Origin of the sequence: Pseudomonas sp. W22_MBD1_FP4 (assembly GCF_052113765.1) — a bacterium.
GTDB lineage: Bacteria > Pseudomonadota > Gammaproteobacteria > Pseudomonadales > Pseudomonadaceae > Aquipseudomonas > Aquipseudomonas sivasensis.
The window spans coordinates 145,464-161,962 of record NZ_JBGQOI010000008.1; the positions used below are offsets into that span (position 1 = coordinate 145,464).

The 16,499-nt window shown below is 59.6% G+C and carries 15 protein-coding genes; 7 read left to right on the forward strand and 8 right to left on the reverse strand.

Features of this window, described 5'->3' with window-relative positions:
* Positions 1-5 precede the first annotated feature (5 nt).
* From scpB to ACEN2T_RS12865, 4 genes are all read left to right on the forward strand, one after another.
* Entirely contained in the window at positions 6-932 is a 927-nt protein-coding gene (gene scpB / locus ACEN2T_RS12850; RefSeq protein WP_032890978.1) for an SMC-Scp complex subunit ScpB, read from the forward strand.
* A 27-nt stretch (positions 933-959) separates the two neighbouring features.
* Entirely contained in the window at positions 960-1,151 is a 192-nt protein-coding gene (locus ACEN2T_RS12855) for a DUF1289 domain-containing protein (RefSeq protein ID WP_095185745.1), read from the forward strand.
* 144 nt (positions 1,152-1,295) lie between these two features.
* On the forward strand, positions 1,296-2,507 hold the full coding sequence (gene rluB / locus ACEN2T_RS12860) for a 23S rRNA pseudouridine(2605) synthase RluB (RefSeq protein WP_032890980.1): 1,212 nt from the start codon (positions 1,296-1,298) through the stop codon (positions 2,505-2,507).
* 226 nt (positions 2,508-2,733) lie between these two features.
* Entirely contained in the window at positions 2,734-3,636 is a 903-nt protein-coding gene (locus ACEN2T_RS12865) for a tyrosinase family protein (protein ID WP_442116819.1), read from the forward strand.
* Between the two features lie 126 nt (positions 3,637-3,762).
* Here ACEN2T_RS12865 and ACEN2T_RS12870 read toward each other — a convergent pair whose 3' ends face one another.
* Together ACEN2T_RS12870 and ACEN2T_RS12875 are read right to left on the reverse strand one after the other, a co-directional pair.
* The gene (locus ACEN2T_RS12870; protein WP_099602782.1) at positions 3,763-4,722 is read right to left on the reverse strand and encodes a leucyl aminopeptidase; all 960 of its coding nucleotides are present in this window, start codon (positions 4,720-4,722) and stop codon (positions 3,763-3,765) included.
* A gap of 70 nt (positions 4,723-4,792) precedes the next feature.
* Positions 4,793-4,930 (reverse strand): hypothetical protein, encoded by a 138-nt coding sequence (locus ACEN2T_RS12875; RefSeq protein ID WP_003175756.1) that lies wholly within the window; start codon positions 4,928-4,930, stop codon positions 4,793-4,795.
* 636 nt (positions 4,931-5,566) lie between these two features.
* Here ACEN2T_RS12875 and ACEN2T_RS12880 point away from each other — a divergent pair.
* Entirely contained in the window at positions 5,567-6,985 is a 1,419-nt protein-coding gene (locus tag ACEN2T_RS12880) for an amino acid permease (protein WP_099602783.1), read from the forward strand.
* Positions 6,986-7,164: 179 nt separating this feature from the next.
* A complete protein-coding gene (gene arfB / locus ACEN2T_RS12885) occupies positions 7,165-7,578 on the forward strand; it encodes an alternative ribosome rescue aminoacyl-tRNA hydrolase ArfB (protein WP_095185741.1) in 414 nt (137 codons plus the stop codon).
* Here arfB and ACEN2T_RS12890 read toward each other — a convergent pair.
* The 3 genes from ACEN2T_RS12890 to ACEN2T_RS12900 form a co-directional block, all read right to left on the reverse strand.
* Positions 7,575-8,771 (reverse strand): MFS transporter, encoded by a 1,197-nt coding sequence (locus ACEN2T_RS12890; protein ID WP_032890985.1) that lies wholly within the window; start codon positions 8,769-8,771, stop codon positions 7,575-7,577. The two genes, arfB and ACEN2T_RS12890, sit on opposite strands and share 4 nt — an antisense overlap.
* Before the next feature lie 105 nt (positions 8,772-8,876).
* On the reverse strand, positions 8,877-9,059 hold the full coding sequence (locus tag ACEN2T_RS12895) for a hypothetical protein (RefSeq protein WP_032890986.1): 183 nt from the start codon (positions 9,057-9,059) through the stop codon (positions 8,877-8,879).
* A gap of 363 nt (positions 9,060-9,422) precedes the next feature.
* A complete protein-coding gene (locus ACEN2T_RS12900; RefSeq protein WP_032890988.1) occupies positions 9,423-9,734 on the reverse strand; it encodes a DUF962 domain-containing protein in 312 nt (103 codons plus the stop codon).
* Between the two features lie 162 nt (positions 9,735-9,896).
* Here ACEN2T_RS12900 and ACEN2T_RS12905 point away from each other — a divergent pair, with 162 nt between their 5' ends.
* Complete coding sequence (locus tag ACEN2T_RS12905; protein ID WP_442116820.1) at positions 9,897-10,955, forward strand: AraC family transcriptional regulator; 1,059 nt, start codon at positions 9,897-9,899, stop codon at positions 10,953-10,955.
* Here ACEN2T_RS12905 and ACEN2T_RS12910 read toward each other — a convergent pair.
* The 3 genes from ACEN2T_RS12910 to ACEN2T_RS12920 all read right to left on the reverse strand — a co-directional run bounded on the left by ACEN2T_RS12910 (position 10,912) and on the right by ACEN2T_RS12920 (position 16,146).
* On the reverse strand, positions 10,912-12,366 hold the full coding sequence (locus tag ACEN2T_RS12910; RefSeq protein WP_032890990.1) for a TrkH family potassium uptake protein: 1,455 nt from the start codon (positions 12,364-12,366) through the stop codon (positions 10,912-10,914). The two genes, ACEN2T_RS12905 and ACEN2T_RS12910, sit on opposite strands and share 44 nt — an antisense overlap.
* A 258-nt stretch (positions 12,367-12,624) precedes the next feature.
* Positions 12,625-13,968 carry an imelysin family protein gene (locus tag ACEN2T_RS12915; RefSeq protein ID WP_032890991.1) on the reverse strand — a complete coding sequence of 448 codons (1,344 nt, stop codon included), beginning with the start codon at positions 13,966-13,968 and terminating at the stop codon, positions 12,625-12,627.
* 126 nt (positions 13,969-14,094) lie between these two features.
* Entirely contained in the window at positions 14,095-16,146 is a 2,052-nt protein-coding gene (locus ACEN2T_RS12920; RefSeq protein WP_099602785.1) for a putative bifunctional diguanylate cyclase/phosphodiesterase, read from the reverse strand.
* Positions 16,147-16,499: the final 353 nt, after the last annotated feature.

Genomic DNA, 16,499 nt, shown 5'->3' on the forward strand with positions numbered 1-16,499 from the left:
AATCGATGAATCTGACTGAACCCCGCGAACTGGCGCCGTTGCTGGAAGCCTTTCTCCTGGCCTCGGGTAAACCGCAATCCCTGGAGCGCCTGTTCGAACTGTTTGAAGAGGCTGAGCGCCCTGAGCCGCCGGTGTTCAAGAAAGCGCTGGAGATCTTGCGCAAGTCCTGTGAAGGCCGCGCGTTTGAACTGCGCGAAGTGGCGTCGGGTTATCGCCTGCAAATTCGTGAGAAATTTTCCCCGTGGGTCGGCCGCCTATGGGAAGAACGCCCGCAGCGTTATTCACGGGCGATGTTGGAGACCATGGCGCTGATCGCCTATCGCCAGCCGATTACTCGGGGTGAAATCGAAGATGTGCGGGGCGTGGCGGTCAACAGCCATATCGTCAAGACGTTGCTGGAACGCGAGTGGATCCGCATCGTCGGCTACCGCGACGTGCCGGGCAAACCGGCGATGTTCGCCACTACTAAGGTGTTCCTCGACCACTTCAACCTGAAAAACCTCGACGACCTGCCGCCGCTGGCCGAGTTGCGTGAGATGGAAGCCGAGCCGGTGCTGGACTTCGACGACGCCCCGGTGCCGCCAGGTTTGCAGGAACTTGCCGATGCCACGGCCGAGCCTGAAGAACCGAAAGACGAAACCAGTTTCCACACCCTTTTGCTGGAACTGGACGACATGGAGCAGGGGATCAAGACCGACTTCGATGATTTGCTGCGTGATGGTGCGGCTGAGCCTGAAGCCGAAGTGAACGTTGAAGTTGAGCCTGAAGTCGAAGCTGAACCTGAGGAAGATATCCTCGGCGTGGCTGAAGCCCGCGAGAAACTCCTGGCTGCCGTTGCCGCTCTCGAACCGCCGCCGCTGAGCGATGAAGAAGACGAAGCCCGTGCATTGGCCGAAGCTATTGAGGCGGAACGCCGCGAATTCGAAGACTGATGCGGTCAATGCGGGATGTGAGAAGACATGAGTTCAACCAAAGACCCTTGCATCAGCGTCTGCAAATTCAGCGATGAGATCTGCGTCGGGTGCGGTCGCAGCAAACGCGAAATCCGTGCCTGGAAGAAACTCGACAAGACCGACAAGCGCACTGTCCTGGCCGAAGCCGAACTGCGTTTGTTGGCCTTGGGCGCCACCGGTCGGCGGAAAAACAAATGACTTGGCGCATATCGACTAGTCTCTGATGCGCAACGCGCGCCTTACGCGTATGATTCGCGACCCTTTGCCGACCTATTCGGCCAAAGCCCCGCTTTCAACACTCTTCAGGCCACGCCTGAATCGACCCACCGGGAGGTGCTTAAGATGAACGATAAAGACCAGAACGACAGCCAGGAAATCGGCCCTGCAGGCGAAAAGCTGCAAAAGGTGCTGGCGCGTATCGGCGTGGGCTCGCGCCGCGACGTCGAAGCCTGGATCACTCAGAAGCGCATCAAGGTCAACGGCGTCGAGGCCACCCTCGGTCAGCGCGTCGATCTGCACGATGCAATCACCATTGATGGCAAAGTCATCAAGCGTGAAGAGGCCGCCGAATCGGTGCGCCGCGTGATCATGTACAACAAGCCCGACGGCGAGATCTGCACCCGTGACGACCCGGAAGGCCGTCCGACCGTGTTCGACAAAATGCCTAAGCCTAAAGAAGGCCGCTGGATCAACATCGGTCGTCTGGACATCAACACCACCGGCTTGCTGATGTTCACCACCGACGGTGAACTGGCCAACCGCCTGATGCACCCGTCCTACGAGATGGACCGTGAATACGCGGTACGTGTACGTGGCGAAGTCGATGACGAGATGATCGAGCGCTTGAAAGCTGGCGTCGTCCTCGAAGACGGCCCGGCCAAGTTCACCGACATCAAGCAGGCTCCAGGTGGTGAAGGTTTCAACCACTGGTACCACTGCGTGGTGATGGAAGGCCGTAACCGTGAAGTACGTCGCCTGTGGGAATCCCAGGGCCTGGTGGTCAGCCGCCTGAAGCGCGTGCGTTTCGGCCCGGTGTTCCTGAACTCCGACCTGCCGATGGGCCGCTGGCGCGAAATGAGCCAGTACGAAGTCGACATCCTCAGCGCCGAAGTGGGCCTGACGCCGGTTGCCATGCCGCAGATGAACGCCAAGAGCAAAGACAAGCTTGAGCGCATGCAGCGTAAATCGTCACGTCCTGTGGCACGTGCCGAGCGCGTGGCGCGCACTGTGCGCCCGGCGCTGGATGCTCCGGCGACCGGCGGGCGTATCTCCCGTCAGCCGCATATTGAAGGTGAGCGTCGTCCAACGGCCCCATCGCGTCAGGAAGGCGAGCGCGCACCGCGTGCACCGCGTCCTGCGCCGGCCGGTGGTCGCAGCAACCGTGGCGAAACGGATCGCCCGGCCGACAACGCCAGCACCAAGCGCCCAGCCAAGCCGGCGGCGAACAAGCGTCCCGGCCCGAAACTGGTCGCGGACGAGCCGTCGGGCAAGCGCCGTGGCGCTCCAGCGGGTTCGGGTCAGCGTCCGGGGTTTGGTCGCAAGAAGCCGCAGTGATGCAATAAGCGCTGCATAAAAAAAACGCCAACTGTTGAAGTTGGCGTTTTTTTTTGCGGCGGGATTTGCGCCTGGAGCGTTTCACCGGATCGTTATTCGTCGAGTGATGGTGTGCGGTGTGGGCTAAACAGTTACCACCGGCGTTCACCACCGCGGCACTAGATTGAGCCCTGCACTCACTTATGCCACGAGGCGACGACCATGTATCCGCATCAATCACCGCTACATGACCCGTGAACAGAAAGCCCTTTTTATCCAGGCCATCCTGCTGCTGAAAAACGACGTCCAAAGTGTCCTGCGTCCCGGACAGCAAATGCGCTATGACGATTACGTACAGGTTCACAGCAACGCCTTCGACGGCCCGGAGGCTTTCACGCCGATGCCGCACCGCTCGCCGCCGTTTTTCCCTTGGCACCGCGTATTCCTGCGTCAATTCGAGCGGGATCTGCAAAGCGCGGTTAACGATACCAGCGTCACCCTGCCATTCTGGGACTGGTCGATGGAGGGCTCAAGCAATCCATTCACGCCTGGCTTTTTGGGCGGCGACGGCGACAGTGCTCAAGCCCAGCGTGTAACGTCGGGCCCATTCGCTTATCAGGACGGGCGCTTTGAAATTCGCCAGGGGGTTCCGGAGGGGGATAAGGGCTTGCGTCGCGAACTGGGCGCAGGGCCCGGCGCGCATCTGCCGAACTCCGAACAAGTGCTGGATGCGCTGGCCAAGACGCCGTATGCCCCGGGGCCGGACAGTTGGGGCAATTTCTGTGAAGGCGTGCTGCATGACCCTGTGCATCGCTGGGTGGGCGGTAACATGTCGATGCCGTCCTCACCCAACGATCCGGTGTTTTTCCTGCACCACTGTTACCTTGACCTGTTGTGGGAGCGCTGGAAGCGTCAGCATCCCACCTCTTTGCCCTATTATCCGGTATCGGATATGCCTGGGCTGGACCGTCAGGCCACACTGGTCTTCCATGCTCCGAACAATCCCGCTCCTTGGCCGGAGACCTGGACTGTTGACAGCGTGATCACGACTGAGAGTCTGGATTACACCTACGGTGTGTTCACCTCAGTACCCGCATCCCTCGGCTCGCCGACGCTGACGACATGCGAGATGGGCTCGCAGAACGTGTGACTCTCTTCTGACACACCTGATCGATCAAGAAAACATCAGCAGGCTTGCTCGCGCAGGCGGTGTGTCAGGCGCTTTACACAGGCGTTGTCATACGGCCTCGCGAGCAAACCCATACTGGGATTATCGTTAGAACGCAAAGGTGCCATCGAACACGGGCTTGTCATCCAGTGCCAGCACCCCACTGGCGAAGATCAGGTCCAAGTGATGGCTGCCTTTCTGCCCTCCACCCAGACCCAAGTGCAGTCCACAGTGGCGCTCCTCGAACCCGGCATTGCGCGCATACAAGTCTTTCACCCCTTCATTGGTGCCAATTCCCAATTCCTCCACCCGACGATTGGACGGGTTGGCGTTCAAGTATTTGTTGAAGTCATCCACCAGCCCGGGCACATCGCTGGCCACGCTGCAGACGGTCGAATTCTCAATCCACAGCTCCAGCGGTGATTGCAGCACGCCGTATTTGCGCGCGAACGGGATGGTGCTGAGAAAGGTGCCGACAAACCGTACCTGCCCGTTGATGGCCTCGCTGTGAGTGGCGATCTCACCGGGGGCAAGGTCGTGGTTGCCCACGCCGTTGATATTGGTCCACTTCTTGATGCTGCTCAGCGGCGCCTCAAGGCGTGAGCCGTGCTTATCGGTAAAGCTCAGCACATTCGCCTGGCCCATGCGCCGGATCAGCGTGGCGTTGAGGTCGGCAATGCGTTGCGGTTCGACGCTGAAGGTGTCGTAGAAGTAGTCACCGTAATCCTTGAACAGCAAGGACTTCTTCCAGTGTTCAGCCATCACACCCTGCAGGGCACGGATAAAGTCAGGGCCTTCGGCGCGAGGGTTGGGCAGGGTCGAGGAATCGTACAGAAACAGATACAGGTCACAGCCTTCAATAGCCTGGGCCAGGGTGTCGCTGGCGGTCAGGTCCAGGCGCTGCACCTGGAAGTTGAAGCGTGCGGCGTTGCTGTGGTTGATGGCTTGGGCGATGGCATCGTAGCGCTCGGTATGGCCCAGCAGTACGTTTGGGCAGTTCAGGCCGCTGAGGGCCGGGTGGTGGGCGAGGTAGTAGAGAAAGTGTTCAACGGCGCGGGCCTTGTCCATGACGTCTGTCCTTGTGTGCCTTGGGTAAGGGGGCAGGCGCCGTGCACAGCACCTGCCGGATGCCTGCCGGTTAGAAAGGCCACATCGCGGTGCCAAATGGCACTACGGCATCAGCTTGCATCATTTCTACGGCGGCCTCATGGGTCGGCGCTTCAAACCAGTCGTCGAGTTGCAGTTCGGTTTCCAGGTCGTTTTCCAGTGCTTGCATGGTGTATCTCCTAGAGGACGGTGTTTGAGAACGGCCTGCCAACGGGCGTCGCTGGCAAGTGGAATGAACCTAGGAGACCCTGTTGTTTAATGCAAAATATTTATTGACACGGTTTCATTTGGATTTTTTCTTCTGTTTTTTTAGCGGGCGTTTTTTCTGAGGAAATACAGTGAGCTGCCAGCGCCTTTTGCGCGGAAATTTCTTACCGCCAATTTTTCCAAAGATGACAGCTGTAACGCAGTGTTTCCGGTATGTAACGATTAGTTTACGAGTAAGTCTCGGCGTTGTTGGTCAACTCAAGGCTGTAAGGAATCCCTGACAGATCGTCGCACGCACCGTTCGGGGGCGGGCGTAAGCTGTCGAGCGGTGTACAATGCGCCGCGTTTTACTGTGACCCCCTTTGCGTAACCCGCAAAAGGCCAAGACCTCGGGGTTTGCCGACCCTGATCATTCCGCCTGGCCACGAGCCTGGCGGGTTCGATTTCGTCACAGATAAAAACAAACAGGTGACGCATGACCGTTAGAAAGACGCTGTACTCCTGGTGCCTTCGCTGGGGTTTGAGCGGCGCTGCTTGAGGCGGAATTCAAGTCAGCCACGTGCATTCACATCATCAAACCTTGCGTGAGACCCTTTTCATGAGTGGACCCAATTCCTCTTCAGGCGAGCTGAAACGCGGCCTGAAAAATCGGCACATCCAGTTGATCGCCCTCGGTGGCGCCATCGGCACCGGCTTGTTCCTCGGCTCGGCCGGGGTGCTCAAGTCCGCCGGCCCGTCGATGATCCTGGGCTATGCCATCTGCGGCTTCATCGCCTTCATGATCATGCGCCAACTCGGCGAAATGATCGTCGAAGAACCGGTCGCCGGTTCCTTCAGCCACTTTGCCCACAAGTACTGGGGCGGTTTCGCCGGCTTTCTGTCGGGTTGGAACTGCTGGATTTTGTACATCCTGGTGGGCATGTCCGAGCTGACCGCCGTCGGAAAATACGTGCACTACTGGTGGCCGGAGATCCCGACGTGGGTCTCGGCAGCGGCGTTCTTCGTGTTGATCAACCTGATCAACCTGGCCAACGTCAAAGTCTTCGGTGAAGCCGAGTTCTGGTTCGCCATCATCAAGGTAGTGGCGATCGTCGGCATGATCGCCTTGGGCAGCTATCTGCTGGTCAGCGGCAGCGGCGGCCCGCAAGCCTCGGTGAGCAACCTGTGGGAACACGGCGGGTTCTTCCCCCATGGCGTGGGTGGCTTGGTGATGGCCATGGCGATCATCATGTTCTCCTTTGGCGGCCTGGAAATGCTCGGCTTCACCGCCGCCGAAGCCGATCAGCCACGCACTGTGATCCCCAAGGCGATCAATCAGGTGATCTACCGCATCCTGATTTTCTACATCGGCGCCTTGGTAGTGCTGTTGTCGCTGACGCCATGGGACAGCCTGCTGGCGACCCTTAATGCGTCCGGCGATGCCTACAGCGGCAGCCCGTTCGTGCAGGTGTTCTCGATGTTGGGCAGCAACACCGCCGCGCACATCCTCAACTTCGTGGTCTTGACCGCAGCGTTGTCGGTGTACAACAGCGGCACCTACTGCAACAGCCGCATGCTACTGGGCATGGCCGAGCAGGGCGATGCGCCCAAGGCCCTGGCCAAGATCGACAAACGCGGTGTACCGGTGCGATCCATCCTCGCCTCGGCGGCCGTGACCCTGGTGGCCGTGCTGATGAATTACTTCATCCCGCAACATGCCCTGGAACTGCTGATGTCCCTGGTTGTGGCCACGCTGGTAATCAACTGGGCGATGATCAGCTTCTCCCACTTCAAGTTCCGCCAGCACATGAACCGCACCGGCCAAGTGCCGCTGTTCAAGGCGCTGTGGTACCCGTATGGCAACTATGTGTGTCTGGCGTTCGTGGTGTTTATCCTGGTCATCATGCTGATGATTCCGGGGATCCAGGTGTCTGTGTATGCGATCCCGGTGTGGGTGGCGTTTATGGCAGTGTGTTACTGGATCAAGAACAAGCGCAGTGCCGAAGCGGCGCTGACTGCGGCAAGTGCGCTGAAGTAAGCCCGCTCGCGTAAACAGGAAACCCGGCGCTTTGCCGGGTTTTTTGTTGGCGGGGCGGTGATTTGAGCGGATTTCGTCTCAATGATGCCAAACTGTTCAAAGGCGCCGTGATTTCCAAAGCCCAGGCGTCGATGTTGTTGTCCGAGTAGGGCTTGTCCGTTTCGTAAGGTTTTTGATTGATGCTGGTTATTTCCAACAACGTGCACCTGCCCGACGCCGAGATCGAGCTGACCGCCATCCGTGCCCAGGGCGCGGGTGGGCAGAACGTCAACAAGGTGTCGAGCGCGGTGCACCTGCGTTTTGACATTCCGGGGTCGTCGTTGCCGGAGTTCTACAAGGAGCGGTTGCTGGCGCTGCGCGACAGCCGGATCACCAGCGAAGGGGTGCTGATACTCAAGGCCCAGCAATATCGCACGCAGGAACAGAACCGTGCCGATGCGTTGGAACGTCTGGTGGAGTTGATCCTCAGCGCCACCAAGGTGGAAAAAAAGCGCCGGCCGACCAAGCCTACCCTGGGTTCGAAGAAGCGGCGCCTGGAATCCAAGACCAAGCGCGGCAGCATCAAGGCGGGGCGTGGCAAGGTCGACTTTTAGTCGCCGCGTGCCTCGCGGGCCAGGGGTGCTTGCCGGTAGAGGTACACGCTCAGCAGCAAGCCACCGAGGGCGGCGAGGGCGGCGAACAGGAAGATCGACGCAAAACCGAAGCCTGCCGCCACGGCCCCGGCCAACGGACCGGTGATGCCTAGGGACAGGTCGATAAACAGCGAGTAGGCGCCCACCGCCGAACCGCGGCTGGACGCGGGCACTAGGTTGACCGCTTCCACCCCCAGTGCCGGAAACACCAGGGAAAACCCGAACCCGCTCAATGCCGCGCCGGCCAAGGCCAGGTTGGCGTCAGGCGCCAGCCACAGCAACAGCAGGCCGAGGATCTCTACAGACAGGCACGCAATCGCCACGCGAAAGCCGCCGATGCGGTTGATCAAATTCCCGAACAGTAGCCGTGCGCCGATAAAACTGGCGCCAAACAGGCTCAGGGCCCACACCGCGTTATCCCAGTGCTGAGTGGTGTAATACAAGGTGATGAAGGTGGCGATGGTGCCAAAGCCGATGGACCCCAAAGCCAGCGCGCAGCCGTGGGGCAATACGCGGCCCAGCACGTTCATGAACGGTAAGCGCACACCGGCCACGATCGGCGCGGCAACCTTGTTCCAGGCCAGCAACAGGCCGACTACGGCCAGCAGGATAATGCTGACGCCCATGCTCCATAGCCCGAAATTCTTCACCAGCACTACGCCCAACGGCGCGCCGACGGCCAGCGCGCCATAGCTGGCAATGCCGTTCCAGGAGATGACCTTGGCCGTATTCGCCGCGCCAACTCGGCCGATGCCCCAGCCGATGGCGCCAGACCCCACCAGGCTTTCTGCGCTGCCCAGTACCAATCGACCGACGAGCAGGCTGCCCAGGCTGACAGCCGGCAGGTTTGAAAACCACGCAGCGAGCAACATGAACACGCCACTCAGGCCGCAGCCCGCCAGGCCGATCAGCACCGCGCGCTTGCTACCCAGGTTATCGATGATTTTGCCCGCGTAAGGACGGCTCAGCAGGGTGGCCAGGTATTGCACGCTGATCACCAGCCCTGCGATCACCGCGCCATAGCCCAACTCACTGTGGACATAGCCCGGCAACACTGCCAGGGGGATACCGATATTCAGGTAGCCGATAAAGGTGAACAACACGATGGAAACAACTTGCAGCGTGACCGCCATGGGGCGCTGGGTATCTGGCATGGGGAGAGGTCCACTGTCGCAGCAGGTAAAGATAGGCTGCTAATGATACCGGTGCTTTGACGTGTGCAGGGCGGTAAAACGCAAAAACGTCAGATCAAAAAGACGTCAGGTTTTGGTCGGGGCCAGTAATTGGGTGGTGACCAGAGCAGCCAAGGCGTTTTCCTGGGTACCGAAGCGCTTGAGCAGTACGGCTTGCTTGTCCGCGCTGAGGCGGTTCCACACCTCGACCATCTGCAAGGCGGCGTCGAGTACGGCGGTGTCCGGGGTATTGGGGAGGGTATCGGTCATGGCGGGGATCTCGGAGGATTCAGGCAGTGTGGAAAGCGCTCAAAGCTGCGCTTTCCACACGGTCTGGTACGGCGTCAGTCCTGGCTTTTGCTGTCGACTGGTTTTGCTTCTTTGGCCTCAGGCTGCTTCGCGCTGGCCTGCTGCGGTGTTGGCTGCTCAGTTTCGTGCAGGCTTGGGAAGGGGAGATTAGGTATCTCGTGCATCGTCGTCGCTCCTCGCAAGGTCTGTTTTTTCAATCGCAGGTGATTCCGCGCTCTCAAAAAGCTTTGGCAGGATACAGCACTGTAAATGACAAAAAGACTTTTATATCGGCGGATGCACGAACCTTTATGGCTTCACGCAAGTGACAAGAGGTCACACCGTTCAGAACGGCACCTTGCCCAGGATCATGTCGCGGTACATCACAAAATCTCCCAGCAGGCTGTAGAACGGGTGCTGAAAGGTTGCCGGGCGGTTCTTTTCGAAGAAGAAGTGTCCGATCCAGGCAAAGCTGTAGCCGGCAATCGGCACGGCCAGCAATAGGCCTAACGACCCCCTGCCAATGGCATAGGCCAAAATACCGATCACGAGGGTGGTGCCGATAAAGTGCAGGCGACGGCAGGTGCTGTTGGCATGTTCGGCCAAATAGTAAGGGTAAAACTCGGCGAAGCTATTGAATCGCTTGACGTTTTCCACGGTGACCGGCCCTTTTGATTGTTGTGCCGCCCAACAGATGTTCGGCGGGGAGCTTATTTGAGTCTAGAGTGATCAGTGGTAACAGCCAGTGACATTAGATGCCACTTTAGTATCCTTGGATTCCTGGCTGCCGTTATGAGCCTGCTTTATTAAGAAGACGCCATGAGCGAACGAACAACTTCTGCAAGCTGGGCGATGGGGATAGTCAAGGCACTGGAAATGGATGGTCTGGATTGCCGCGCCCTGTTCAAGCAACTGGGCCTTGACTACGCCGCCCTCAGTGACCCCGATGCTCGGTTCCCGCAAGACTCCATGACGCGCCTGTGGCAACGGGCAGTCGAGCTGTCGGGCAACCCCGCGATTGGCCTGAACATGGGCAAGGTAGTGCGCCCGGCGTCGTTTCATGTGGCGGGTTATGCGTTGATGTCCAGTAACACCCTGGCCGAGGGCTTCATGCGGCTGGTGCGTTACCAGCGGATCATTGCCGAAAGCGCCGACTTGAGTTTCCGACTGCTACCCGAAGGCTATGCGCTGATTCTGACGGTGCATGGCGATCATCTGCCGCCCACAAGGCAAAGTGCCGAAGCCTCTCTGGCCTGTGCATTGGCACTATGCGGCTGGCTGACCGGCCGTACCTTGCAGCCGCGTAAAGTCATGTTGCAAGGTGAACAACCGGCGGATCTGGAGCCTTATAAGCAAGCTTTCCATGCACCATTGGAGTTCAACGCGCCCTATGACGCGTTGATTTTCGAACGAGCCGACATGGACGCACCGCTGCCGACGGCCAACGAGGCGATGGCGTTGTTGCACGACCGTTTTGCCGGTGAATACCTGGCGCGCTTTTCCGAGAGCCGCGTGACCCACAAGGCGAGGCAAGTGCTGTGTCGTCTGTTGCCCCAAGGCGAACCCAAGCGTGAAGTGGTGGCCCAGACGTTGCACCTGTCCCAGCGCACCTTGCAGCGGCGTCTGCAGGAGGAGGGCACGAGTTTTCAGACCTTGCTCGACGACACCCGCCGCGAACTCGCCGAGCAATACCTGGCACAGCCGAGCATGACGCTGCTGGAGATTGCCTACCTGCTGGGCTTTGCCGATCCGAGCAACTTCTTTCGCGCGTTTCGCCGCTGGTTCGATACCACGCCCGGCGAATACCGTGCGCGGTTGCAAGACACGTCGACCGTCAGTGACGCCAGAACGCCGGGATGCACAGAACAAAGACTGTGATGATCTCCAGCCGGCCCAGCAGCATGCCCAGGGACAGGATCCACTTGGCCGCATCCGGCAGGCTGGAGAAGTTGCCCGCCGGGCCGATCGTTTCCCCAAGGCCAGGGCCGACGCCGGAGACGGTACTGGCGGCGCCGGTGAGTGCGGTCATCCAGTCCAGGCCCAGGAGCGAAAGGGCTAACGCGATAGCGCAGATGGTGATGGCAAAGAAAAACGAGAACGTCAGGATCGAGCGCACGATCTCTTCGTCGAGACGGTGGCCGTTGTACTTCTGCTTGATCACCGCGCGCGGGTGAATCAGCTGGTTCAAGTTGGCCTTGAGCAGGATATAGGCGACCTGGAAGCGGAAGATCTTGATCCCGCCGGCGGTGGAACCTGAACAGCCACCGATAAAGCCCAGGTAGAAGAACAACATCAGTGAGAAGTTGCCCCACAGGCTGTAGTCCCCCAGCGCAAAGCCGGTGGTCGTGACGACTGAGGTGACGTTCAACGCCACGTGCCGCAGTGCATCCAGCCAGTGCAGGTTGGTGGTCCACCAGTACCAGGTGCCGAGCACCAGCCAGGTCACTACCAGCAAACCGAGCAAGCCCTGTACCTGCTGGTCCCTGAGCAGCGCCCGGCGGTTGCCGCGTAAAGTGGCGACGTACAGGGTGAATGGCAGGCTGCCGAGGATCATCACCACCACCGCGACCCAATGCACCGCCGGTTGTTTCCAGTGGGCCAGGGATTCGTCGGAGGTAGAGAACCCACCGGTGGAAATCGCCGACATCGCATGGTTGATCGCGTCAAACAGGCCCATGCCGGCCCACCAGAACGCCAGGCTGCCGAGGATGGTGATGCCTACATACGCCGCCACAATCAGCCGCGCCACCATGTGCGAGCGGGGCATAACCTTTTCCGAACGATCCGAGGACTCGGTCTGGAACAGGCGCATGCCGCCAATGCGCAGCAGCGGCAGGATCGCTACCGCCATGCCGATAAACCCGATACCGCCCAGCCAGTGCAGCAGCGAACGCCACATCAGGATGCCCGGCGACATACTGTCCAGCCCGCTGAGCACCGTAGAACCCGTGGCAGTAATGCCGGACATGCTTTCGAAAAACGAGTCGGTGTAGCTGATGTGCTGGGTCAGCAAAAACGGCAGCGCGGCGAACACACACACCACTACCCAACTGGTGACCGTGAGCAGGTACATGTCCCGCGGGCGCAGGTGCACGTGCTCGGGGCGACCGGGGATTACAAGGGCAAGGCCGGCGATAAAGGTGATGAGGCTGGCCCACAGGAACGAGGGCAGGTCGCTGGTGCGTTCGAAGATCACCAGGGTGGCCATGGGCACGACCATGGCGATCGCGAGGGTGATCAGGAAGATGCCGATGATGAAACCGATGATGCGTAGGGTCGGCAACGCCATGAAATGAGCTCGAAATAGGGCAGAGGCGTCATTCTACCTAGGGTGCAGGGCATGTAAACCGGGCCTTGAAAGCGACGCAAATCAAATGAGGAAGGGGGCTTGCCCCCGATGGCGGTGTGTCAGCGAAGGAAATATCTGCTGAACCAGCGCTATCGGGGGCAAGCCCCCTCCCGCATTGGTTCCTGAGTGTTGGTACTGCTGTGAAAGGCAGGTAAAAAAAAGGCGACCCGAAGGTCGCCTCATTCAACACGGCACGGATCAGAACTCGTGATCAGCGTTATCCGGGTTCAGGTCGCTGATGCCCAGCTTGCCCGCTGCGGCTTCGATCGAACCGGTCTGCTTGACCAGCGAAGCAATCGCGTCGCGCACGATTTGGTTGCCTGCGTCGTTGCCGGCCGCGATCAACTGGTCGTAGTGCTCACCCTTGTTGGCATGATCAACGATGACCTGCATCTTGGCTTCGGTCGCAGCCAGGTCGGCCTTCAGAGCGGTGTCGGCAGCCGGATCGGCCTTGGCTACCAGGGACGACAGGCTCGCGCCGGTCATCTTGGTGCCGTCGACGCGGGTGTATTCGCCCAAGTAGACGTTGCGGATGCCCTTGGCGTCGTAGAACTGCGAGTTGTGGGTGTTATCGCTGAAGCAATCGTGTTCGTCTTCCGGCGAGTTGGCTTCCAGGGAAACCTTCATGCGCTCACCGGCCAACTCGCCCAGGGACAGGCTGCCCATGCCGAACAGCATTTTGCGCAGGCCGTCGGTGGCAGGTTCTGCCTCCAGGGTGGCGCGGTAGTTGTCTTCGACGTTGGGTTTCCAGTTGCCGACCATTTCCTGCAGGTCGCTGACCAGCAATTGGGTCACGGCGCTGAGGTAGGCACGACGACGCTCGTTGTGGCCGCCAGTGGCGCCATCACCGGTCAGGTAGTCCGAGGCAGGACGGTTGCCGGCGCCAGGGCCGGTGCCGTTCAGGTCTTGGCCCCAGAGCAGGAATTCGATGGCGTGGTAGCCGGTGGCGACGTTGGCTTCGGAACCACCCAGCTCGTTGAGACTGGCGAGTTTTTCCGGGGTGATGTCCTTCACGTCGATCTTGTCTTCGCCGACCTGGATCTCGGTGTTGGCGATGATGTTGGCAGTGGCGCCAGGGTTACCCAAGGCGTGCTCGTAGGATTTGTCGACGTAGTCGATCAGGCCTTCGTCCAGGGGCCAGGCGTTAACCTGACCTTCCCAATCATCAATGATGGTGTTGCCGAAGCGAAACACTTCGCTCTGCAGGTACGGCACGCGCGCTGCAACCCAAGCGGCACGGGCGGCTTTCAGGGTTTCGTCGTTGGGCTTGGCGAGGAAGGCGTCGATCGCGGTTTGCAGGGTTTTTGCGGTGGATTCGGCATCGCTGTACACCGCGAAGACCATATCGGCGTAATGCGCGACAACGGCCTTGGCCGCCGCTTCGTCGACCTGACCGGCAGGAGTGGCAGCCGCTGGAGCGGTGGTGCTGGCGGCCGGGGTCGGCGCCTGGGGCGCTGCGGCCTTGTCTTTACCTTCGCCGCAACCGGCGAGAGAAATGGCAATGGCCAGCAGACTGGCGGTGGCCAGGGGCATACGAATCATGGCGAACATCCTGCTTCGGTTGTTAATAGGGCACGCGGGGGCGCGCAAAACTGCAACATAATGCGAAAGATTTGCATTTTGTGTAAAGGGTTAAACGCGGGAAATATTCAGTATCGTTTTGCCACGTCAGAGAATGGCTGCGTTATTACGCTCAGCCTGCTTCAGAAAAACTGCCAGCTCCCGGGCCTGCAAGGGTTTGCTGTAGTAGTAGCCCTGACCTTCATGACAGCCCTCAGAGATGATGTAGGCCTCTTGCTCGGCGGTTTCCACGCCTTCAGCGATGACCTGCATGCCCAGGCTTTTGCCCAGTTGGATAATCGCCCGCACGATGGTGGCATCGTCGTCGTCGTCCAGCAGGTCCTGGACGAAGCTTTTGTCGATCTTGATCTTGTCCAGCGGCAGGCTCTTGAGATAGCTGAGCGATGAATAGCCGGTGCCAAAGTCATCGATGGCGATCAACGCCCCGGAGCGGCGCAGGCTCAGCAGATGTTGGGCGGCGGTGCTGATGTCTTCCATCAGCCCGGTTTCGGTAACTTCCAACTCCAGGCTGCGCGGCGGTAAACGGTAAATCTGCATCAGGTTATTGACCACCCGCGGCAATTCGGCGTGGTGCAACTGCACGGTGGACAGGTTGACCGCCATGCGCAGGTCGATGAAGCCCTGGTCATGCCATTCGCGCAATTGCCGGCAAGCCTGGTCCAGCACCCATTCGCCGATCGCAATAATGGTGCCGTTCTGTTCGGCCAGCGGGATAAACAGGTCCGGCGGCACCAAGCCGTGTTCTGGATGTTGCCAGCGGATGAGCGCTTCCACACCGACCACATGCTGGTCGCGATAGCTGATCTGCGGTTGGTACACCAGGTGAAACTGGTCACGTCCCAGGGCGTCCCGCAGGTCTTTCTCCAACTCACGGCGACGGCGCATCTCGCTGTCGACGCTGGCGATATAAAACTGATAGCGGTTGCGCGAACGGCTCTTGGCCAGGGTCATGGTCTGTTCGGCTTTTTGCAGCAGCTTCTCGGTGCTGTCGCCGTCTTCCGGGAACAGGGTGATGCCGATCGTGGCCCGCAGACGAATCTGTTCGTGGTCGAGGGCGAATTCCCCTTCCAGATCGTCGAGGATACTTTGCGCCAGTTCGGCGGCTTCATAAGGCTGTTCGATATCGGCCTGTACCAGGGCGAACTGGTCACCCCCCAAGCGGGCGAGCGCGCCGAGGCGGCCGCTGTGGGCCCGCAGACGGTCGGCCAGGGCGAGTAGCAATTTATCGCCGGCCTGGTAGGTGAACTGCTCGTTCACGCTTTTAAAATCATCCAGCCCCACGCACAACACCGCTACGCGGCGCTGACGGCGGCCGGCGTCGATCAGGATCTTGTCCAGCTGCTCCTGCAGTTTCTGGCGATTCGGCAGGCCGGTCAGGAAATCATACTGGGCCATGCGCAGCAGGCTGCTTTCTGCTTCGTGGCGCAGATGGGTATTACGTTCGATAGATTCGAGTAACTGATTGGCGGTATTGATCCACAACCCTAATTCGTTGCGTTCATGGCCCTTGAGCTGCGGGATCTTGTGTTCGCTGGGGCGGTCCGGGTTGATCGACGTCAGGTGCCCGATAATCCGCGACAGCGGCTTGGTCAGCAGCCAGTGATACACCAAGTACAACACCAGGCCCATGGCCAATGCGCGTAATACCCCGGAAATAAAGATGATCACTGAGCTGACAATAAAGCCTTTGCCATAGGTGGCGGTGTCGAGGGTGATGCTCAGGTCGCCGTAGTACTCGCTGTAGGGGCCTTTGCCGACCAATGCGGTGGTGAACGTGCGCTCCTGTCCCAGAATCAGGTCGGTCAACCAGCGGCTGGAGGAATGCTGCAAAGCGCGGCTTTTTTCCGCGAGCATGGTTTCGTTGGGATGGCCGATGGAGGCCATGCGCACGGCATCGTCCTGAAACAGACCTTCAATCACCTGCATACCCATCTCGCGGTCCAGGCTGTAGACAGCCTGGGTCGAGGGGTCGCGGAACATGTCGAGGATGCGCTGGGCATCTTCGGCCACGGCCTGGCGCGTCTTGTAGGCATCGAAAACGATCTGCGCCACGCTCAGCGCAACGCCCACGATCAATGCCGACAGCAGCACAACCCGTAGCAACTTCACCGACAAGCTGTTTTTGAGTTCCAGCTTCAAAGGGGCATTCCTTGTCTCATGCGGGTGGCCTTCAATATGCCATGAGTATTGGCAATCTGGTGATGGCAGTCAAAGGAACATTGCAGTGAGAAGGGGATGGATGTTTTGTTCGGGCAGGGGGCAGGAAAACGGCGGATTTGATCCGCCGTTATTTGTTACGCGTGCGAGTGCGAAGGGGCGTCAGCGGGTGGCGGATTAAAACTCAATCTTTGGCGGGGCTGGTGGCTGTTGATCCGCCCCTAACTGAGGGGCCTTGGCGCCCAATATGTCCTTAACCACATCCATCCCTATTTCCGCCGCTTTACCCAGGACAGGCAAGAGCGCGGAAGCTGCGCCGCCGATCATCGACATTG